16 protein-coding genes are annotated in these 20,861 nt (G+C 64.5%); 5 read left to right on the top strand and 11 right to left on the bottom strand.

Features of this window, described 5'->3' with window-relative positions; genetic code table 11:
• Nucleotides 1–131 precede the first annotated feature (131 nt).
• Together HGK27_RS02865 and HGK27_RS02860 are read left to right on the top strand one after the other, a co-directional pair.
• Entirely contained in the window at nucleotides 132–1,355 is a 1,224-nt protein-coding gene (locus HGK27_RS02865; RefSeq protein WP_206238590.1) for an NADP-dependent isocitrate dehydrogenase, read from the top strand.
• Between the two features lie 399 nt (nucleotides 1,356–1,754).
• Nucleotides 1,755–3,542 (top strand): cation:proton antiporter domain-containing protein, encoded by a 1,788-nt coding sequence (locus HGK27_RS02860; protein WP_206238588.1) that lies wholly within the window; start codon nucleotides 1,755–1,757, stop codon nucleotides 3,540–3,542.
• Between the two features lie 4 nt (nucleotides 3,543–3,546).
• Here the strand turns inward: HGK27_RS02860 and HGK27_RS02855 are convergent, their stop codons facing one another.
• The 10 genes from HGK27_RS02855 to HGK27_RS02810 form a co-directional block, all read right to left on the bottom strand.
• The gene (locus HGK27_RS02855; RefSeq protein WP_206238586.1) at nucleotides 3,547–3,834 is read right to left on the bottom strand and encodes a hypothetical protein; all 288 of its coding nucleotides are present in this window, start codon (nucleotides 3,832–3,834) and stop codon (nucleotides 3,547–3,549) included.
• A gap of 581 nt (nucleotides 3,835–4,415) precedes the next feature.
• Entirely contained in the window at nucleotides 4,416–7,064 is a 2,649-nt protein-coding gene (gene alaS / locus HGK27_RS02850; protein WP_206238584.1) for an alanine--tRNA ligase, read from the bottom strand.
• A 147-nt stretch (nucleotides 7,065–7,211) separates the two neighbouring features.
• The gene (recA, locus tag HGK27_RS02845) at nucleotides 7,212–8,282 is read right to left on the bottom strand and encodes a recombinase RecA (protein ID WP_206238582.1); all 1,071 of its coding nucleotides are present in this window, start codon (nucleotides 8,280–8,282) and stop codon (nucleotides 7,212–7,214) included.
• 100 nt (nucleotides 8,283–8,382) lie between these two features.
• The gene (locus tag HGK27_RS02840; protein WP_206238581.1) at nucleotides 8,383–10,818 is read right to left on the bottom strand and encodes a hybrid sensor histidine kinase/response regulator; all 2,436 of its coding nucleotides are present in this window, start codon (nucleotides 10,816–10,818) and stop codon (nucleotides 8,383–8,385) included.
• A gap of 52 nt (nucleotides 10,819–10,870) precedes the next feature.
• On the bottom strand, nucleotides 10,871–11,416 hold the full coding sequence (locus HGK27_RS02835) for a DUF2062 domain-containing protein (protein WP_206238579.1): 546 nt from the start codon (nucleotides 11,414–11,416) through the stop codon (nucleotides 10,871–10,873).
• A gap of 2 nt (nucleotides 11,417–11,418) precedes the next feature.
• Nucleotides 11,419–11,901: an SsrA-binding protein SmpB gene (gene smpB, locus HGK27_RS02830; protein ID WP_068088048.1), complete on the bottom strand. Its 483-nt coding sequence runs from the start codon at nucleotides 11,899–11,901 to the stop codon at nucleotides 11,419–11,421.
• 179 nt (nucleotides 11,902–12,080) lie between these two features.
• The gene (locus HGK27_RS02825; RefSeq protein ID WP_206238577.1) at nucleotides 12,081–13,304 is read right to left on the bottom strand and encodes a type III PLP-dependent enzyme domain-containing protein; all 1,224 of its coding nucleotides are present in this window, start codon (nucleotides 13,302–13,304) and stop codon (nucleotides 12,081–12,083) included.
• A gap of 254 nt (nucleotides 13,305–13,558) precedes the next feature.
• Nucleotides 13,559–14,734 (bottom strand): carboxynorspermidine decarboxylase, encoded by a 1,176-nt coding sequence (locus tag HGK27_RS02820; protein ID WP_206238576.1) that lies wholly within the window; start codon nucleotides 14,732–14,734, stop codon nucleotides 13,559–13,561.
• A gap of 4 nt (nucleotides 14,735–14,738) precedes the next feature.
• The gene (locus tag HGK27_RS02815; protein WP_206238574.1) at nucleotides 14,739–15,083 is read right to left on the bottom strand and encodes a DMT family protein; all 345 of its coding nucleotides are present in this window, start codon (nucleotides 15,081–15,083) and stop codon (nucleotides 14,739–14,741) included.
• Complete coding sequence (locus HGK27_RS02810) at nucleotides 15,083–16,294, bottom strand: saccharopine dehydrogenase family protein (RefSeq protein WP_206238572.1); 1,212 nt, start codon at nucleotides 16,292–16,294, stop codon at nucleotides 15,083–15,085. The genes HGK27_RS02815 and HGK27_RS02810 overlap by 1 nt, the downstream gene beginning before the upstream one ends.
• Before the next feature lie 106 nt (nucleotides 16,295–16,400).
• On the opposite strand from HGK27_RS02810, the gene HGK27_RS02805 reads away from it, so the two are divergent.
• The 3 genes from HGK27_RS02805 to HGK27_RS02795 all read left to right on the top strand — a co-directional run bounded on the left by HGK27_RS02805 (nucleotide 16,401) and on the right by HGK27_RS02795 (nucleotide 19,380).
• Complete coding sequence (locus tag HGK27_RS02805) at nucleotides 16,401–17,384, top strand: threonine ammonia-lyase (RefSeq protein ID WP_206238570.1); 984 nt, start codon at nucleotides 16,401–16,403, stop codon at nucleotides 17,382–17,384.
• A gap of 125 nt (nucleotides 17,385–17,509) precedes the next feature.
• Nucleotides 17,510–18,736, top strand: a complete 1,227-nt coding sequence (locus tag HGK27_RS02800; RefSeq protein ID WP_206238568.1) for a DUF3419 family protein — start codon at nucleotides 17,510–17,512, stop codon at nucleotides 18,734–18,736.
• Nucleotides 18,736–19,380 (top strand): class I SAM-dependent methyltransferase, encoded by a 645-nt coding sequence (locus HGK27_RS02795; RefSeq protein WP_241126811.1) that lies wholly within the window; start codon nucleotides 18,736–18,738, stop codon nucleotides 19,378–19,380. Before HGK27_RS02800 ends, HGK27_RS02795 begins: the two co-directional genes overlap by 1 nt.
• A gap of 267 nt (nucleotides 19,381–19,647) precedes the next feature.
• On the opposite strand, the gene HGK27_RS02790 is transcribed toward HGK27_RS02795, so the two are convergent.
• A complete protein-coding gene (locus HGK27_RS02790; protein WP_241126810.1) occupies nucleotides 19,648–20,856 on the bottom strand; it encodes a class I SAM-dependent RNA methyltransferase in 1,209 nt (402 codons plus the stop codon).
• Nucleotides 20,857–20,861 lie beyond the last annotated feature (5 nt).

Genomic DNA, 20,861 nt, shown 5'->3' with positions numbered 1-20,861 from the left:
CTTGCGCAGGTCCCCGTGTCTGCTAAAGGCCGATGCACGTCTTCATCGCATGCCCGTTCAGAGCACGCCGCGTGTCCCACCAGCGTTGCCCAATCCGGCGTTACCCAATTCATAAGGGAAAGTGAGAGAACATGGCCAAGATCAAGGTAGCCAACCCCGTCGTCGAGATCGACGGCGATGAAATGACGAAGATCATCTGGCAGTGGATCCGCGAACGTCTGATCCTGCCCTACCTCGACATCGATCTGAAGTATTACGATCTCTCGGTCGAGAACCGCGACGCCACCAACGACCAGATCACCATCGATTCGGCCAATGCGATCCAGCAGTATGGCGTGGGCGTGAAGTGCGCCACCATCACGCCGGACGAAGCCCGCGTCGAGGAATTCAGCCTCAAGGAAATGTGGAAGTCGCCCAACGGCACGATCCGCAACATCCTGGGCGGCACCATCTTCCGCGAGCCCATCGTGATCAGCAACGTGCCCCGTCTGGTGCCCGGCTGGACCGACCCCATCGTGGTCGGCCGTCACGCTTTCGGTGACCAGTATCGCGCGACCGATTTCGTGGTCCCCGGCGCCGGCAAGCTGCGCCTGGTGTTCGAGGGCGAGGACGGCCAGGTCATCGACCGCGAAGTGTACCAGTTCAAGGCCCCCGGCGTGGCCATGGCCATGTACAACCTTGAGGAATCGATCCGCGACTTCGCGCGCGCCTCGTTCAACTATGGCCTGTCGCTGGGCTGGCCGGTGTATCTCTCGACCAAGAACACCATCCTCAAGAAGTATGACGGCCGCTTCAAGGACCTCTTCGCCGAGGTCTTCGAGACCGAAGGCTTCAAGGAGAAGTTCGAAGCCGCCAAGATCTGGTACGAACACCGCCTGATCGACGACATGGTCGCCTCGGCGCTCAAGTGGTCGGGCAAGTTCGTCTGGGCCTGCAAGAACTACGACGGCGACGTGCAGTCGGACATCGTGGCGCAGGGCTTCGGCTCGCTGGGTCTGATGACCTCGGTGCTGATGAGCCCCGACGGCAAGACCGTGGAGGCCGAGGCCGCCCATGGCACCGTGACCCGCCACTACCGCCAGCACCAGCAGGGCAAGGCCACCAGCACGAACCCGATCGCCTCGATCTTCGCCTGGACGCGCGGCCTGATCTATCGCGGCAAGTTCGACAACACGCCCGACGTGGTGAAGTTCGCCGAGACGCTGGAGAAGGTCTGCATCGAAACCGTGGAAAGCGGCAAGATGACCAAGGATCTGGCGCTGCTGATCGGCCCCGATCAGGGCTGGCTGACGACCGAAGCCTTCTTCGAGGCCATTGTGAAGAACCTCGAAACCGAAATGGCTGCCTGGGCGTAAGCCTTCGCGCCATCGGATGGTTGGAGAGGGGCTCGGGAAACCGGGCCCCTTTTCTTTTGGATTTCAGGAAAAAGACAATGCGAGGGGGTTCCCCCCTCGCGCTCCCATTACGTCTTCCGACGATAGGGTGGTGACACCCGGTCGTTGCACCTGACCTCTCCACCTGTGCAGCCTGTGGCGCCGCAGGCTTGAATTCCGATAGCGCTCATGCCTGCGGTGCAGCGAAATGCTTCTAACGCCGAACCCGGAGCGCAACGTAGACATTTATGGGAGCGCGAGGGTGTAACACCCTCGCATTACCCCTTCCTCTTTCAGTCAAACCACTCCGGACACGGTTTGTAACATTCCCCGCCCGCTCCATCCGTGACATCCCTTGCCCCATGCCATAGGCTGCCCGGCATGACCGATGCGAATGTCTTCTCCCCCTCCTCCCCGCTTGGCGATGCGCTGGTGATTCTGGGAGCGGCGGGGGTCGTCATTCCGCTGTTCGCCCGCTTCCGCGTCACGCCGGTGATCGGCTTCATTCTGGTGGGCCTGCTGGTCGGGCCCTATGGCCTTGGGCGGCAGGTGTTCGACCATCCGTGGCTGGCCTTCGTCACCATCACCGATCCTGATTCGCTCAAGCCCTTTGCGGAATTCGGCATTGTGCTGCTGCTGTTCAACGTCGGGCTGGAACTCAGCTTCGACCGATTGTGGGCGATGCGGCGGCAGGTCTTCGGCCTCGGCGCTCTGGAGCTGACCGGCGCGGCGGCGCTGATCGGCTTCACGCTGGCCTTGATCGGCGAGAGCAGCGCGGGCGCGCTGGGCCTCGGCCTCGCTCTGGCCATGAGTTCCACCGCTCTGGTGCTGCCGATCGCGGGCACGACCACCCCCGTAGGGCGCGCGGCGCTGGCCATGCTGCTGTTCGAGGATCTGGCGCTGGTGCCCACGATCTTCCTGCTGGGCGCGCTGGCCCCGCACAATGGCGGCGGCTGGCAGGCCTTGCTGCACACGCTGGGGCTGGGCGTGGCGCTGGTTACCGTGCTGCTGGTCGGCGGGCGCTATCTGCTGCCGCCGCTCTTCGCTCAGGCCGCCCGCACAAAAAGCCCGGAGCTGTTTCTGGCCACCAGCCTGATCGTGGTGATCACCGCCGCTCTGGCCACCGCTGGCGTAGGCCTGTCACCCATCGTCGGCGCGCTGATCGCCGGACTGCTGATCGGCGAAACGCCCTATCACGGCGAGGTCGAAGGCATGACTGCGCCCTTCAAGGGACTGGCTCTGGGCGTGTTCCTGATCACCATCGGCATGAGCATCGATCTGGCCATGGTCGCGCGCCATTGGGTGATGATCGTGGCGGCCACCGCCGGCGTGGTGGTGGTGAAGGCACTGGTCACCGGCATCATGCTGCGCGTGATGGGCACGCGGGCGGGCACGGCGGCGGAAGCCGGCATTCTGATGTCCAGCCCTTCGGAATCCACGCTGATCGTGCTCACCGCAGCCAGCGGTGCCGCACTGATCCAGCCGAGCACCGTGCAATTCTGGCAGATCGTCACCGCGCTGGGGCTGACGATCACCCCGGGTCTGGCATGGCTCGGGCGGCGGCTAGCCCGCAAGGTCGATGCGGGCAACGCCGCCCCCCTGCCCGATACGCCGGACAGCGACGAACCGCGCGCCATCATCATCGGTTTCGGGCGCGTGGGGCGGCTGGTGGCCGATATGCTGCGCCACCATGGCAAAGGCTACATCGCCGTCGATTCCAACCCCGATCTGATCACCGGCGCGCTGAGCGCGGGTTATCACGCCACCTTCGGCGACGCGGCCAGCGGCCATACGCTGGAGCGGCTGGGGCTGGATCAGGCCCATGCGGTGATCCTGACCATGGACGAACCAGTGATCGCCCAGCGCTTGGTGCGCAAGCTGCGCGCGGCTCATCCCGATCTGGCGATCATCGCGCGCGCGCGCGATGCCACCCATGCCGCCGCGCTCTACAAGGCGGGCGCCAGCATGGCGGTGCCGGAAACGCTGGAATCCTCTCTGCAGCTTTCCGAGGCCGTGCTGGTGGATCTGGGCGTGCCGATGGGCTTCGTGATCGCCTCGATCCACGAAAAGCGCGACGAATTCCGCGAGCAGATCATGGCCGAGGGTGGCCTCACCGAAAAACCCAGCCTGAAAAGCGCCACCCTTCGCGAAAGAAGCGCGGCGGAGTAAGCCTTCAATAGATATCGTGAGCGGCGGTCAGCAGGCGCAGGATCGCAGGCTTGTGAGCATAGCGGCGGCGCAAAACCGCCTCATCATGATCCAGCCGATCACAGCGCAGCTTGGCGGAGGCCTGCTCGATCTGGCGGGCGCGAGCCTTGTCATAAGGCTCCTCGCCGCCCCAGTGGTTGCACATCTCCCAGCGGTCCACCACGGCGCGCACATCGGCGGGCGCGGATTTGCGCGCCGTGGCGATCTGCGCATCACTCATCGCGGCCAGAGCCATCCATGCCAGCAGGATCATCTCGCTTGCTCCTTGTTTTGGGGGGCCTTTGCAGCTTCAGGGGCCCCAGCCTCACGACTTCTCTCTGCCTCGGCCATAATGGCGGGAAAACGCTAGCTTAGAGCCGAGAAGATCACCAGCCTCCTCGATATAACGCATGCTGCTGAAAATGTTCGGCGATCATGGTGCCAACGCGCTCACTGAAGGCCGTAGATTAGGCCTTAAAGTCTAAGCGGGCACGGGGAGCCACTGAAACCAAGGCGATAGCATCATGCAACGGCGCGATGCAGGCGCACGCTGCTCCCCTGCGAATCTCGCGTCGACCTTTTGAAGCCGTGAGAAACCACCTTCACCAGATGATCCCGGAGCGACCATTTCCCGAGCCTGCAGCAACGCCAGCACCGGCAGGGAGACTTCTATGCTCGCGCACCAGCCATTCAGGCCCGATGCTAATGAGCAGCTTGGAAGCGAGGTTTGATCACCCGCTTCCATGCCAGCTCCCCTATCGGCATCCACCACCAGCATGACAGAGGCCGCCACAGCTTTCGCCATGGCGGCCCCATCTGCCCACGGCGCAATAAGCGCCGTTGCGATCATGCTTCTCAGCCCGCGATAACAGCCTTGGCCGCCGCAATGGCTGCTGCGCCCTTGTCACCATCCGGGCCGCCGCCCTGAGCCATATCCGGGCGGCCACCGCCACCCTTGCCGCCCAGCGCTTCGACGCCCGCGCGCACCAGATCAACGGCGCTGACCTTCCCGGTCAGGTCTTCAGTCACGGCGGCGGCAATGCTGGCCTTGCCCTCATTGACCGCAACGATCACAGCGACACCGCTGCCCAGACGCTGCTTGGCCTGATCCAGCAGTCCGCGCAGTTCCTTGGGATCAAGCCCTTCGAGCACCTGCCCGGAGAACTTCACCCCGCCCACATCCTCGTCAGCAGCCTGAGCCGCGCCCGAACCGCCGCCCAGCGCCAGCGCCTTCTTGGCTTCGGCCAGTTCACGCTCCAGCTTGCGGCGTTCATCGAGCAGGGCCACAACGCGCGCCTCAACATCATCGGGCGTGGTGCGCAGCGCGGCTGCCGCGCCCTTGAGCTGGTCCTCGCGATGCACCAGCCACTGGCGCGCGCCCTCACCGGTCAGCGCCTCGATACGGCGCACGCCCGAGGACACCGCGCTTTCGCTGACGATGCGCAGCACGCCGATATCGCCCAGCGCGCGCACATGAGTGCCGCCGCAAAGTTCAACCGAATAGTTCCGGCCATCGGCCAGCGCGCCCATCGAAAGCACGCGCACTTCCTCGCCATACTTTTCGCCGAACAGCGCCATGGCACCCGCCTCGATGGCATCTTCCGGGCTCATAAGACGGGTGGTGACCGCCTCATTGCCACGGATTTCCGCATTCACCTCGGCCTCGATCGCGGTGATGTCCTCGGCGGTCAGCGCCGTGGGCTGCGAGAAGTCAAAACGCAGGCGATCGGGCGCGACCAGCGAGCCCTTCTGCGTGACATGCTCACCCAGACGGCCGCGCAGCGCAGCATGCAGCAGATGGGTCGCCGAGTGATTGGCGCGAATGGCATCGCGACGCGCAACATCAATGGCCAGAGCCACCGCATCGCCCACCTTCACACTGCCGCTTTCCACCGTGCCGCTATGAGCATGCAAGCGGCCCAACGGCTTGGACGTATCAGCAATGGCGATCTTCAGCCCATCCGCGCCGGTTATGGTGCCGGCATCGCCCATCTGACCGCCCGATTCGCCATAGAAAGGCGTCTGGTTGGTCAGGATGGTGACATTGTCACCCGCCGTCGCGCTGTCGACTTCCTTGCCGTCCTTCAGGATGGCGACGATCTGCGCCTCACCCGTGGTGCTGGTGTAGCCGGTGAATTCGGTGGCGCCGATGCGTTCGGCCAGATCGAACCACACTTCGCCCGCAGCCGCCTCGCCACTGCCCTTCCAGGCGGCACGCGCCGCGGCCTTCTGCTGGGCCATGGCGGAATCGAAACCGTCCTTGTCCACCGCGATGCCGCGCGAACGCAGCGCGTCCTCGGTCAGATCGTAAGGGAAGCCATAGGTGTCATAGAGGCGGAAAGCGGTTTCGCCGGGCAGCGTGCCACCCTCGGCCAGACCCAAGGTTGCTTCGTCGAGCAGCTTGAGGCCCTTGTCGAGCGTCTGGCGGAACTTGGTTTCTTCGCGCTCCAGCACATCCTGGATCAGCGGCTGAGCGCGGCCCAGTTCGGGATAGGCAGCGCCCATTTCGGCGACCAGCGCGGGGACCAGACGATGCATCAACGGCTGCTTGGCGCCCAGCAGATGGGCGTGACGCATGGCGCGGCGCATGATGCGGCGCAGCACATAGCCACGGCCCTCGTTGGACGGCAGCACACCATCGGCCAGCAGGAAGCTGGTCGAACGCAGATGGTCGGCGATCACACGATGGCTCGCGCGCTGCTCGCCCTGCGCCTTGACGCCGGTCAGCGATTCGCTGGCGGCGATCAGCGCCTTGAAGGTGTCGATGTCGTAATTGTCATGCTCGCCCTGCATGACGGCAGCGATGCGCTCCAGCCCCATGCCGGTGTCGATGCTGGGGCGCGGCAGCGTGATGCGCGAGCCATCAGCCTGGCTCTCGAACTGCATGAAAACGAGATTCCAGATCTCGATAAAGCGGTCGCCATCCTCTTCGGGCGATCCGGGAGGGCCGCCCCAGATATGGTCGCCATGATCGAAAAAGATCTCCGAGCAAGGACCGCAGGGACCGGTATCGCCCATCGACCAGAAATTGTCATTGGTGGGGATGCGGATGATGCGATCATCCGACAGGCCCGCGATCTTCTTCCAGAGATCAAACGCCTCATCATCAGTGTGGTACACCGTGACCAGCAGCTTGTCCTTGGGCAGGCCCCATTCCTTGGTCAGCAGGGTCCAGGCATGGGTGATCGCCTGTTCTTTGAAATAGTCGCCGAAGGAGAAATTCCCCAGCATTTCAAAGAACGTATGATGCCGCGCCGTATAGCCGACATTGTCGAGGTCATTGTGCTTGCCGCCAGCGCGCACGCACTTCTGGCTGCTGGTGGCGCGCGGAATGGCGCGGGTTTCCAGCCCCGTGAAGACGTTCTTGAACGGGACCATGCCCGCATTGGTGAACATCAGGGTCGGGTCGTTATACGGCACCAGCGGCGCGGAGGGTACCACATCGTGGCCCTGCGAACCGAAGTATTCGAGAAACGAGCGGCGAATGTCGTTGGTCGAGATCATGGCCAGCGCGATAAGACACGACGCGCCGCCAAACAAGCGCCAAAGCCGCATCTTTTCCCAAATCCGGTCCCCAAGACCGGCAAATTCACCCTACAGTCACGAAAAGAGAAAGGGGGACATCGCCAGATGCCCCCCCCTCTTGATCTCTCAGGCGTCGTCCTCGGCGTCAGGCCCCGCCATCATGCCGTCGGACAAACCTTCCTTCTGGCCGCGGATCGCGGCCTCCAGCTTGTCGGCCATTTCCGGGTGTTCGCGCAGATAGGTCTTGGAGTTTTCACGCCCCTGCCCGATCCGCACCGAGTCGTAGCTGAACCAGGCGCCCGACTTCTCGACCACGCCCGCCTTCACGCCCAGATCGAGGATCTCGCCGATCTTGGAGATGCCCTCGCCATACATGATGTCGAACTCGACCTGCTTGAAGGGCGGGGCCACCTTGTTCTTCACCACCTTCACGCGGGTGGCGTTGCCGACGATATCGTCGCGATCCTTGATCTGACCCGTGCGGCGGATATCCAGACGCACCGAAGCATAGAACTTCAAGGCGTTACCGCCCGTGGTCGTCTCCGGGTTGCCGTACATCACGCCGATCTTCATGCGGACCTGGTTGATGAAGATCACCATGCAGCGCGAGCGGCTGATCGAACCGGTCAGCTTGCGCAGCGCCTGGCTCATCAGACGGGCCTGCAGGCCGACATGGCTGTCGCCCATCTCGCCCTCGATTTCGGCGCGGGGCACCAGCGCCGCCACCGAGTCGACCACCAGCACGTCGATCGCGTTCGAACGCACCAGCGTATCGACAATCTCCAGCGCCTGCTCACCCGTATCGGGCTGCGAGACGATCAGCTCATCGATGTTGACGCCCAGCTTCTTGGCATAGACCGGGTCCAGCGCGTGTTCGGCGTCCACAAAGGCTGCCGTGCCGCCGGTCTTCTGCGCTTCGGCAATGGCATGCAGCGCCAGCGTGGTCTTGCCCGAGCTTTCCGGGCCGTAAATCTCGATGATACGCCCGCGCGGCAGGCCGCCGATGCCGAGCGCAATGTCCAGCCCGAGCGAGCCGGTGGAGATCGCCTCCACCTGCATCGCCGTCTTCGAGCCCAGCTTCATCGCCGAACCCTTGCCGAACGCACGGTCAATCTGCGCGAGCGCTGCTTCCAGCGCCTTTTGACGATCCATGTCTTTGTCTTTGCCTTCCTGAATCAGTTTCAGCTGAGCCGCCATGTTCGCCTCCATGCGATAGGAATTTGACCGTGTACGTCAACACGAGCCTTCATGTATCGCATTTGTTCTTATCGAACAAGAGGAGAACAAATAATTTCCATCATCCCTTCGCGCTGGCCACCACCGACAGGATCGAGGCCACCTTCTCGCCAATCTGGCTGACCGAAAAGGGCTTTGGAATGAAATACATATTGTCGATATCGATCTCGCGCCGCAGCTGTTCCTCGGCATAGCCCGACATGAACAGCACCGGAACGGAGGGCGCAATCTTGCGCACCGCGCGCGCCATGGCCGGGCCATCCATGATCGGCATCACCACATCGGAAAGCACCAGATCGAACAAAGCCTGTCCCGATTCGAGACGTTTTTCGACCTGCTCCAGCCCTTCCTCGCCATCGCTGGCGCTGGTGACGCTGTAGCCCGCGCGAGTCAGCGCGCGCTCGGCCACCACGCGGACCGAATCCTCATCCTCGACCAGCAGGATGTCGCCGCCACCGGCCCATGCCGTGGCCACGGGGGCATCCTTCGGCTTGGGCAGAGCGCTTTGGCCCGGTATTTCGTGATGGACCGGCAGATAGATGCTGAAGCGCGTGCCCACGCCCGCCTCGCTGTCGGCGAAGATAAAGCCGCCCGACTGCTTGACGATGCCGTAAACCGTTGAAAGACCAAGGCCCGTGCCCTTGCCCTGCTCCTTGGTGGTGAAGAAGGGTTCCCAGATCTTGCCGATGATCTCTTGCGGGATACCGCCGCCAGTGTCTTCCACCACCAGAGCCGTGTAATCGGCCAGCGGCAGGATTTCACTGCGCATCGCCCGCACCTGCGCCGCGGTGACGCGGCGGGTGGAGAGCGCCAGTCGGCCCGAGCCATCGCCATGCACCTTGCGGGCATGGTCGTGGATGGCATCACGGGCGTTCACCGCCAGATTGACGATCACCTGCTCAAGCTGGGTGGGGTCGGCACGGACGGCGCCCAGGTCGCGGTCATGGGTGACCACCAACTGGATTTTCTCGCCGATCAGGCGACGCAGCATCTGGCTGATTTCGCTGACAATGTCCGGCAGCTGCAGCACTTCGGGCCGCAAGGTCTGCTGGCGGCTGAAGGCCAGCAGCTGGCGCGTCAGCGACGCCGCGCGGTTCGAATTGGCGCGGATCTGCTGGATATCGTCATAGTCCGAATCGCCGGGCGTATGACGCAGCAGCATCAGATCGCAGGTGCCGATGATCGCGGTCAGCACATTGTTGAAATCATGCGCCACGCCGCCCGCCAGCTGGCCCACAGCCTGCATCTTGGTGGCCTGAGCCACCTGACGCTTGAGACGGATTTCCTCGCTGGTGTCGGTCAGGCCCAGCAGCACGGCGGCCTCGCCCAGCCCCCTCACCCCGGCCAGACTCAAAGACACCGGCTCATCAGGTTGGGCAGACAGACGCACCGCGACATCGCCGCTGGTCGCCGGGCCATGGCCGAAGCGGCGCAGGGCATCCGACAGCGCCGCCTTGTCTTCCTGCACCACCAGATCGGTGGGGTAGATCGGGGCATCCTCGCCCTCTCGGCCTGCTGCGCGCATAAAGGCGGGGTTGGCGAAAAGCACGCGACCATCGCGGTCGGCCATGGCGAGGCCCAGTGGCAGTCCTGCCAGCAGCGCTTCGAGATGCGGCGCGGCGCCCGTGGCGTCACCGCCGCTGCCGCCCAGCCCCACGCCATGATCGACCAGCAGCATCAGCGAGGTGCCGCGCGCGGGATCGGGGTCTTCGGGGTGATCGGGATCAGAAATCGGCAGGTAGAACAGCGTCAGCGGGGCGACGCGGCGGGCATCGCGCTGCCAGAAGATATGGTCGTGCTCGTCCTGCGCCAGATAATCGACAAAGGCGCTGCCCGTCACCGCCGCCGAGGCATCGCCCAGAGCGCGTAGAGCAAAGCCTTCGTTAGCGACACGAATACTGCCATCGGCCTCGACCATGGCGGCGGCGAAACCGGCCTGCCCCAGCGCTCGGCCCGGCTTGCCGCGCAGAGCGGCGGCCAGTTCAGCGCCGGTTTCGGCCACTTCCTGCGCCACGAAGCGCCAGATTTGCCAGGATTCGCCACGACCGGCGCAAGAAACCTCGACCAGCCAGCGCTGGCCATCGGCATGGCTGGCCAGCAGCGGACCGGCCTTGCCGTCGCGCCATGCCGCGCGGGTGAGGTCTTCGCCCTCGGCGTAGGTCAGCGGCAGGCTGGCGGGCAAGGCGCCGGTGCCGAAGCTGCGTTCATAGACGGCATTGGCCGCCACCAGACGCCCGGCGCGATCGACGATGCCCACAGCCGCCTCATCGCCATCGATGGCGGCGGTGGTGACGGACCAGTCGGGTTCGGCAGGGTCCGGGGCGCCTTCCTCGGCGCGGGTGTGGATCAGCAGCCAGCCCAGAGCACCCAGCGCCACCACGCCGCCTGCGAAACTCAAGCAGACCTCGGGACTGCGGGTCGCCAGCCACAGGCACAGCAGTGTGAGGACAAAAGCGCCGCCCAGCACCAGTCCGGCGCGGGTCAGTGGGGCCGTCATCGCACGCTCTCGATTCAAGCCCTTCTCCCTGCCTTTTAGAACGGCCCTCACCTCAGCCCTTGCGGTGATGGCGACGCTTGCGCTTCTGCCCGATCCAGGTGCGCCAGCCCAGAGCCGCCGCGCCATAGCCGATGCTGGCCACAATCGTGGCCTCCACCAGCAGGCCCAGCATGAGGGCAGGCGCCGCTTTCGACAAGAGCCAGCCCGCCCACTGCCCCAGGGATGCGTCGGAATGCAGCAGCGCGCGGAAGGCCGTCATATCGACATGGAAGCCCAGCGTGTTGCTGATGGCGATGGCAGTCGGGAAAATCAGCGCCCAGGTCAGCGGGTTGCTGGTCCAGGTGGTGGCGATGGCCACGGGCACATTGGCGCGCACCACCACCGCCGTCAGCGCGGCGACGGGCGAATGGGCAAAGGGAATGGCGATGCCGGTGAACAGGCCCAGCGCAATGCCGCGCGGCACGCTGCGGCGGTTGAAGCGCCACAGGTCGGGCTTCAGCACCAGATGGGCGAAGGGCCGAATCCAGCGGTTCTGTTCCAGCTTTTCGCGGGTGGGGAAGTGTTTGCCGGCCCAGCGTGAGAAGGTCTGCGCGACCACGTCTAGTTGTGCTCCCGCATGATGCGGGCCTGATCGCGCTTCCAGTCGCGCTCTTTCACCGTGGCGCGCTTGTCGGCATTGTTCTTGCCCTTGGCCAGCGCCAGCTCGACCTTCGCGCGGCCCTTGCCGTTGAAATAGATCGAGAGCGGCACCAGGGTCATGCCCTTGCGCTCCACCGCGCCGGTCAGCTTGGCGATCTCGCGCTCATGCAGCAGCAGTTTGCGCGGGCGCTTGGGGCTGTGGTTGAAGCGGTTGCCGAAGTTGTATTCGGGCACATTGGCGTTCACCAGCCAGACCTGCGAATCCTTCACCTCGGCATAGGCCTCGGCAATCGAACCCTCACCGAAGCGAAGCGATTTCACTTCGGTGCCCGTCAGCGCGATACCCGCCTCATAGACGTCATCGATGAAATACTCGAAGCGCGCGCGGCGGTTCTCGGCGACGGTCTTCGTCTTTTCGAAGGCGGTGGGTTTCGGGCGGGCCATGATAGGGGCGATGTAGGGATGTAAGACGGATCGGGGAAGAGGCTGTAGCGCCTTTTTAGCAGGCAAAACGCAAGAAGTGGGCAAATGGCCCCGGTCGCAAGGCAAAATGCCATCAAACGCCACGAAAAAGGGCGGCAGGATCGCTCCCGCCGCCCTCTTCTGTTTCGTTTGCAGGCCGCTTAGCGGAGCGACACCACATTGTCCGACTGGCGCGGATCGCGGCGCTTGCCGGCGTACTGGCTCGCCATGGGCTCGTCGGTGGCAATCACCGTCTCGCCCGCACCGAAGCCGTTGAAGCGGGTGCGCATGGCCGCGCCATAGGCGCCCAGCATGCCCACTTCGATGTAGTCGCCCGGCTGGATGCCAGCGGGAAGCGCGAAGGGCCCTTCCATATAATCGGCATCATCGCAGGTCGGGCCGTAGAAGGCGAAGTCTTCCATGGCCGCTTCGTCATCAATGTCCTGGCCGGTCACGCTGATGCGCTTGACCGGGAAACGCCAGTCGACATGGGCGGCATCGTAGAGCGCGCCATAGGCACCCTCATTGATGAACAGCTCATTGCCGCGACGCTTCTCGACCTGCACGATCATCGAGTTGAACTCGGCCGAGAGGGCACGGCCCGGCTCGCACCACAGTTCCGACGAATAGGACACCGGCAGCGATTCGAAGGCGCGATGGATCGAGGCGAAGTAGTCCTCCAGCGGAGGCGGCACCATGCCCGGATAGATCGAGGGGAAGCCGCCGCCGACATCGATGATGTCCACGGTGACCGACGCATCGACAATCGCGGCACGGGCCCGCTCCAGCGCCTGCACATAGGCGAAGGGCGTCATCGCCTGCGAACCGACGTGGAAGCAGATGCCAAGGCAGTCCGCAACCTGACGGGTGGCCTGCAGCAGCGGCGCGGCATCGGCCAGATCGACGCCGAACTTCGAGGCCAGGCTCAGCTCGGAATATTCCGAGGAGACGCGCAGGCGCACGCAGAGCGACAGATCTTCCGCAGCCTTGCCGTCAGCCGAACGGGTCGCCTCGACGATCTTCTCCAGCTCCTCGACCGTGTCGAGGCTGAAGGTGCGCACGCCATGGACGTGATAGGCCTCGGCAATGGCCGCCACGGGCTTGACCGGGTGCATGAAGCAGAGCACGGCATCGGGCCCCAGCGTTTCGCGCACCAGACGGACCTCGACGATCGAGGCGGTGTCATAATGCGAGATGCCGGCGCTCCACAGCACGCGGAGCAGGTCCGGGCTGGGGTTGGCCTTAACCGCATAGAGCGACTTGCCCGGAAACTTCTCGGCGAAGAAACGGGCAGCGCGCGCAGCAGCCTGCGGGCGATTCAGGATAACCGGTTCAGTAGGCGCGAGGGCGGCAACTACAGACGGTGCGTCAGGATAAATGGACAACGCAAGGGACCCCCAATAGGCCATACGGCCAGAGCTACAACAGGTGAAAGCCGCCTTGCGGTTTGGAAGTCCCCATGGGGCGGCGAGGGGGTGCATATAGGTCGCCGCACATGAACTGCAAGTGAAAAAACACCCCCTGATGACCCCTGAGAAGGGTCAAAAGGGGGCGCTGTGGTCCATCATTGCACTTATGCGTCTTTTGTGACGGGATTATGACAGTTCAGCCCCGAAATCACAGGGTTTTATGACAGATGTTACGACAATCTGTCGCGGAAGGTTTCCCAGCCGAATCGCTTCACGCATTCCAGCGAATCATCCGCCGAATCCCAGAGCCAGATCGAGGGCAAAGGCACACCGTTGAAGGTGGTGGTCTTCACCATCGAATAATGCGCCTGATCGAGGAAAGCGAAACGCGCACCCGGCTCAACCGGCACCGGCAGACGGTAATCGCCGATCACATCGCCCGCGAGGCAGGAGGGGCCACCCAGACGCGTGGCCGTGCCTTCATGCAGCTCACCCAGCATGGCGGGGCGATAGGGTGCCTCGATCACATCGGGCATATGGCAGGTGGCGGAGATATCGACGATGGCCACCGGCACGCCATTGCTGTGCGAATCAAGCACCGTGCCGATCAGGATGCCAGCGTCCAGCGCCACGGCCTCGCCCGGCTCCAGATAGAGCTGGCAGCCGGTCTGCGCCTTCACGCCTTGCAGGAAGGCAACCAGATCGTCGCGCTGGTAATCGGCGCGGGTGATATGGTGGCCGCCGCCGAAGTTCAGCCAGTGGATCGGCCCGCCATTGGCCGCCAGATAGGGCGCGATGCGCGGATAGAGCGCATCCCAGGTGCGCTGCAGCGGCTCGAAATCCTGCTCGCAGAGCGTGTGGAAATGCAGGCCGGTGACACCTTCCAGATGTTCAGCCACCAGCTGATCGACCGGGAAGCCCAGACGCGAGCCGATGGCGCAGGGATCGTATTTCTCGACCTCGCCCTCGCGGTGGAGCGGGTTGATGCGCAGGCCCAGATCGAACTCGCTGGCCTGCTCCGCCAGCACCGGGCGGAAGCGCGCGATCTGCATCGGCGAGTTGAAGATCACATGGTCGGAAATCGCGCAAATCTCGGGCAGGTCTTCGGCCTTATAGGCCGCGCAATAGGTGGCGATCTCACCCTCATAATGCTCGTCGGCCAGACGCGCTTCCCACAGGCCGCTGGTGCAGACGCCGTCGAGATACTCGCCAATCAGCGGCGCCACGCGCCACATGCTGAACGCCTTCATCGCCGACAGCAGCTTGATCCCCGCGCGGTCACGCACATCGGCCAGCACCGCCAGATTGGCGCGCAGCCTGGCCGCATCGACCACGAAGGCCGGGCTCTCGACACGGTTCAGATCGAAATGGGCAAAGGCGCCCGGATCACCCGCACGGGTTTCCATGAGTTCAATTCCCTTTGAAAATCAGCGCCGCACCCGCGACGATCAGCACGAAACCAGCCAGCTGCGCCAGCCCCGGCTTCTGCCCGAACAGCGCCCATGCCACCAGCACGAAGCCTGCAAGGGAGAACACCTCCTGCATGGTCTTCAACTGCGCCAGCGAATAGGCCTTCGAGCCGATGCGGTTGGCCGGCACCGCCAGACAATACTCGCAAAAGGCCAGAGCCCAGCTGCCCAGCACAGCCACCCAAAGCGCCTTGTTGGGCTCTTTCAGATGGCCGTACCACGCCAGATTCATAAAGACATTCGATCCTGCCAACATCAGAGGAGGCAGGATCAAAGCCCAGTTCATCAAAACTCGACCGGACCGGCCAGTTCCTCAACCGTCCAGGGCAGGCCCTGCGTGTTGAGCATTTCCATGAAGGGATCGGGGTTGAGCTGCTCGATGTTGAACACGCCCTCACCCTTCCACGCGCCGGTCAGCATCAGCGCCGCGCCGATCATGGCGGGCACGCCGGTGGTGTAGCTGACGGCCTGGTTGCCAGTTTCCTCGAAGCAGGCTTCGTGGTCGCAGATGTTCTTGATGTAGAAGGTCTTCTCGCCGCTGCCGTCAAGCGCCTCACCGGTGGCGATGTCACCGATGTTGGTCTTGCCCTTGGTGGTGGCGCCCAGCGTGCTCGGCTCAGGCAGCACGGCCTTGAGGAACTGCAGCGGGATGATCTCCACGCCATTGTAGATCACCGGATCGATGCGGGTCATGCCCACATTCTGCAGCACGGTCAGATGCTTGATGTATTCATCGCCGAAGGTCATCCAGAAGCGCGCACGGTCCAGTTCGGGAATGAACTTGGCCAGGCTCTCCAGCTCCTCGTGATACATCATATACATGTTCTTGGGGCCAACGCCCTCGAAGTCGAAGTTCACCTTCTTGCCCATGGCGGGCGTTTCGACGAACTCGCCACCTTCCCAGTGGCGCGCCGGGGCGGTCACTTCGCGGATGTTGATTTCCGGGTTGAAGTTGGTGGCAAAGGCCTGCCCATGGTCGCCGCCGTTGCAGTCCAGAATGTCGAGCTGGCGGATGGTTTTCAGCTTATGCTTCTTGAGCCACATGGCGAAGACGCTGGTCACGCCCGGGTCGAAGCCGCTGCCCAGCACGGCCATGATGCCCTTTTCCTTGAAGCGGTCCTGATAGGCCCACTGCCAGTGATACTCGAACTTGGCCACGTCCTTGGGCTCATAGTTGGCGGTATCAAGATAGGACACGCCCGTCGCAAGGCAGGCGTCCATGATCGTCAGGTCCTGATAGGGCAGCGCCAGATTGACGACCAGCTTGGCACCGATCTGCTCGATCAGGGCCGACAGGGCCGGAACATCCTCGGCATCGATGGCATAGGTGGAGATCTCGACGCCGGTGCGCTGCTTCACCGATTCGGCGATGGCATCGCACTTGCTCTTGGTGCGGCTGGCCAGATGGATGTCGGTGAAAATCCCGGCGTTCATCGCCATTTTGTGGACCGCCACGCTGCTGACGCCGCCGGCGCCAATCACCAGAACCTTGCTCACTAACCTGTCTCCTTGCTCACGGCTGCCCAGGACATCCTTGGGGGCATCCGGGCACTCTCACGCGAAACGCGCTTCAAAAACCAAGGGGGCCATATAAGATGCTATCATGACAACTCAACAGATGCGCACGCCCACGCTTTCGGGCATCCACCAGGCTGCGGCCAAAATCGCCAAAATCCTGCCTGAAACGCCGCTCCTCCCCCTTGAGATCCATGGCACGACCATCTGGTGCAAGGCCGAGGTGCTGCAACCGGTGGGCGCCTTCAAGATTCGCGGCGCCTGGCACCGCCTCTCCGACCTGACGCCGGAAGAAGCCGCTAAGGGCGTCGTCGGCGTCTCCAGCGGCAATCACGCGCAGGGCGTGGCCTGGGCGGCGCAGAAGCTGGGCATCCCCGCCATCATCGTCATGCCTATCGACGCGCCGAAGGTGAAGCTGGAGGCTACCGCCGCCATGGGCGCAAAAATCGTCACCTATGACCGCCCCGGCGGCGAGGACCGCGACGAAGCCGCCGCCAGGGTGCTGGCGCAGACCGGCGGCACGCTGGTCCACGCCTTCGCCGATGCGTGGGTGATCGAAGGACAGGGCACCGCAGGACTGGCCCTCACCAAACAGATGGAACTGGCCGCCCCCGTGGGCGCGGGCGGCGCCCCCACCCGCATCGTCACCCCCTGCGGCGGCGGCGGACTGGCGGCGGGTCTGGCCCTCGCCTGCCCCGATGCGCAGATCGTCCCCGTCGAGCCCGAAGGCTGGGACGATGTGGGCCGTTCCCTCGCCACCGGCACGATCCAGAAGGTCGGCCCCGACGCCCCGCCCACCCTCTGCGACGCGCTGCAAACCCCCGCCACGCGCGAGATCAACTTCGCCGTCCTGAAAGAGCGCTGCCAGCCCGGCCTCTGGGTCACGCCCGAGGAAGTGGCCGAAGCCCAGCGCCTCGCCTTCCGCCAATTGCGGCTGGTGGTCGAGCCGGGCGGCGCCGTCGCGCTGGCCGCCGTGATGACGGGCAAGGCGCCCGTGGATGGTCGCACAGCTGTCATGCTTTCGGGCGGCAACACCGATGCTGCTGCTTTTGCCCGCGTTTTGGCAGGCTGATCATCGCGTGACGCGAACCTGTCATCGACAAACAAGCGACTGACACCAAACCGTCATCAACCCGTCACGCGCAGGAAACAGGCATGGCCTAGCCCCGATGGACTGAAATCGGACAAGCGAGCGCCATGCCTCATTCCACCGCCCCGCGCCCCCACATCATCGAAGGCGCCGTGGTGCGCCACCACGCTTCGGTCACCGAGCGCCTGCTCGACAAGGCCTTCGCCCTGGCCTTCCGCGGTCTGGTCTATGCCCAGATCTGGGAAGACCCGGTGGTCGATATGGAAGCGCTCGACATCCAGCCCGACAGCCGGATCGTCACCATCGCGTCGGGCAGCTGCAACGCCCTCTCCTACCTCACCGCCAATCCGGCGCAGGTGACGGCGGTGGACCTCAACACCGCGCATATCGCGCTGGGCCGCCTGAAGATCGCCGCGCTGCGCCACCTGCCCGACCATGACGCGCTGCGCCGCTTCTTCGTCGAGGCCGACAATCGCCACAATCTGGCCGATTACCGCGCCCTGATCGCCCCCAATCTGGACGAAACCAGCCGCCGCTACTGGGAAGGCCGCGACCTCGCCGGTCGCCGCCGCATCAACGGCTTTGCGCGCGGCATCTACAAGCGCGGACTGCTGGGCAATTTCATCAGCATGGCCCATCTGATCGCGCGGCTCTATCGCGTCGATCTCAAGGTCATCCTCGAAGCCACCTCGATCGAGGACCAGCGCCGCCTCTTCGACGAGCGCGTCGCCCCCGTCTTCGACAAGCGCTTTATCCGCTGGCTGACGAAGCAGCCCGCCTCGCTCTTTGGCCTCGGCATCCCGCCCGCGCAGTATGAAGCGCTGGCCGGCGACCAGCGCATGGCCACCGTGCTGCGCGCCCGCCTCGAACGCCTCGCCTGCGGTTTTTCCGTGCAGGACAATTACTTCGCCTGGCAGGCCTTCAACCGTGGCTATGGCCGCGCGCCCAATGCCCCCGTGCCGCCATGGCTGCAGGCCGACAATTACGAGACACTGCGCGGCCGCATCGACCGCCTCACCCTCTCGCACACCAATTTCACCGACCATCTGGCGATCCAGCCCGACGCCACGCTCGACCGCTATGTGCTGCTCGACGCGCAGGACTGGATGAGCGACGCCCAGCTCACCGCCCTGTGGAGCCAGATCACCCGCACCGCCCGCAGCGGCGCCCGCGTGCTGTTCCGCACCGCCGGTGAACCCACGATCCTGCCGGGCCGTGTGCCTGACGAGATCCTCTCGCGCTGGGCCTATTCGGAAGAGGAAGCCCGCGATCTGATCGCGCGTGACCGCTCCTCGATCTATGGCGGGCTGCACCTCTACCGGTTCAAGGGCTGATGGCCAGCCTGCCGCAGGATCACGCCGCGCTGATGGACCGCGTCTATCGCGGCCAGCGCCATATCTATGACGCCACGCGCAAATATTTCCTTTTCGGGCGCGATCGGCTGATCAACGAGCTGAACATTGCCCCCGGCCAGAGCCTGCTGGAAGTGGGCTGCGGCACGGGGCGCAACCTGTCTCTGGCGGCCAAACGCTGGAAAGGCGCGGAACTGTTCGGGCTGGACATCTCCGAGCAGATGCTGGTCTCTGCCCGCAAGGCGCTGGGGCCTGAAGCGGTGCTGAAGCAGGCCGATGCCTGCGCCTTCAACCCGCAGGCGCTGTTCGGACGGCACCATTTCGACCGCGTGATGATCTCCTTCGCACTCTCGATGATCCCCGACTGGCAGGGCGCTTTGGCCATGGCCTGCGACACGCTGGCCCCGGGCGGCACGCTGCACATCGTGGACTTCGGCGACGCGCAAGGCCTGCCCGGTCTGGCCCGACAGGCGCTGAACGGCTGGCTGACGCGGTTCCATGTGTCGCCCCGGCTCGATCTGGTGGCGCGCGCGGGGGCTATCGCCGCAGCGCGCGGCATGTCGGTGGAGCCGGTGCGCGGGCCTTGGGGGTACTACCAGATCGTGGTGGTGCGGCGCGGGGTTTGAAGAAGGTTCAAGAATGTGAATGCGAGGGTCATAACCCTCGCGCTCCCTTTAATGTCTGCGTTGCGCTTCGGGTTCGGCCTTGAGCCCAGTTTGCAGCGCCGCAGGCTTTAACATTCCAAAACAGCGTAAGGTGCCGAGGCTTTGTTGCCTGCGGCGCCTTTGCTTGTGTTGGTAGAGAGCTTAGGCGCTACGATGGGGAACCGCTGCCCATGCGTCGGAAGACGTTCTGGGAGCGCGAGGGGGTAACCCCCTCGCATCTTCCCTTCTTCACGCCTTAATAAACAAACTCGCCAACTCCACATGCGAGGACCAGCGGAACTGCCCCACCGGGCGCAGCTCCACCAGCCGATACCCGCCCGCCACCAGAGTCGCCGCATCGCGCGCCCAGCTGGAGGGGTTGCAGCTGATATAGGCCACGCGCTGCACGGTGGACCCGGCGATGCGCCCCACCTGTTCCTTGGCCCCGGCGCGCGGCGGATCGAGCACCACGGCGGGGAAGCGGTTCAGCTCCTCGGCCAGCAGAGGGTTGCGAAAGAGGTCGCGGTGCAGGGTATGCACCGGCAGCTGCGCGCCCGAAGCGCCTGCCTTACAGGCCAGATGCGCGGCGCGGTCGGCCTCGACGGCCAGCACCTTGCTGCCCTGCTTGGCCAGCGCGAAGGCGAAGGTGCCAAGGCCCGAGAACAGATCGGCCACCACGCCCGCGCCGTGCAGCCATTGGGTCACCGCGCCGGCCAGCGCCTGCTCGCCATCCAGCGTGGCTTGCAAAAACGCGCCCGGCGGCAGCGGCACGGACACGCCAGAGAGCGACACCGTCGCAGGCTGCGGCTCCCACAGGGCTTCGGGGCCATAGCCCTGATCCAGCGACAGGCGCGCCAGCCCATGCTCACGCGCGAAATCCAGCGCGGCCTCGGTCTCGGTGAGGCCCTCGACCTTGAAACCCTTGATGCCGACATCGACGCCCTGCTCGACCAGCGTCATCTCGATGTCCACCGCCAGCTTGCCCTCGCGGCGCTGGAGCATGCGGCGCAGCGGGCCCACCATGGCCTCCAGCTCGGGCACCAGCACCGGGCACTGCTTCTGATCGACGATGGTGTGGGCATGGGCCTCGCGGAAGCCCAAAGCGATGCCGCCCACCCGCTGGCCATGCAGCGTGGCGCGGCGGCGCGCGGCAGACGGCGACAGGTGAACGGGGGTGATGCGCTCGGGCTCCAGCTTCTGGCCCTTGGCGGCGTTGACCACACGCTCCACCACGAAATTGCCCAAAGCCACGTCATCGACATGCTGCAGCTGGCAACCGCCGCAGACGCCGTAATGCTGGCAGGCGGGCTCGGCATGGTGAGGGCCGTGGCGCAGGCTGCCATCGTCCAGCACATAATCGCCGGGCGCGGCCATCGCCACATGGCGACCGCCAGCGGTCACGCCATCGCCGCGTGCTGCCAGCCGCTCGATCAGCTCTTCATAGACGTCTTCGGACACAGAAA

It is taken from the genome of Novosphingobium terrae, assembly GCF_017163935.1.
Lineage (GTDB): Bacteria > Pseudomonadota > Alphaproteobacteria > Sphingomonadales > Sphingomonadaceae > Novosphingobium > Novosphingobium terrae.
Note: the sequence above shows the minus strand (reverse complement) of the source record. Positions and strands in the feature narration are given on the sequence as shown.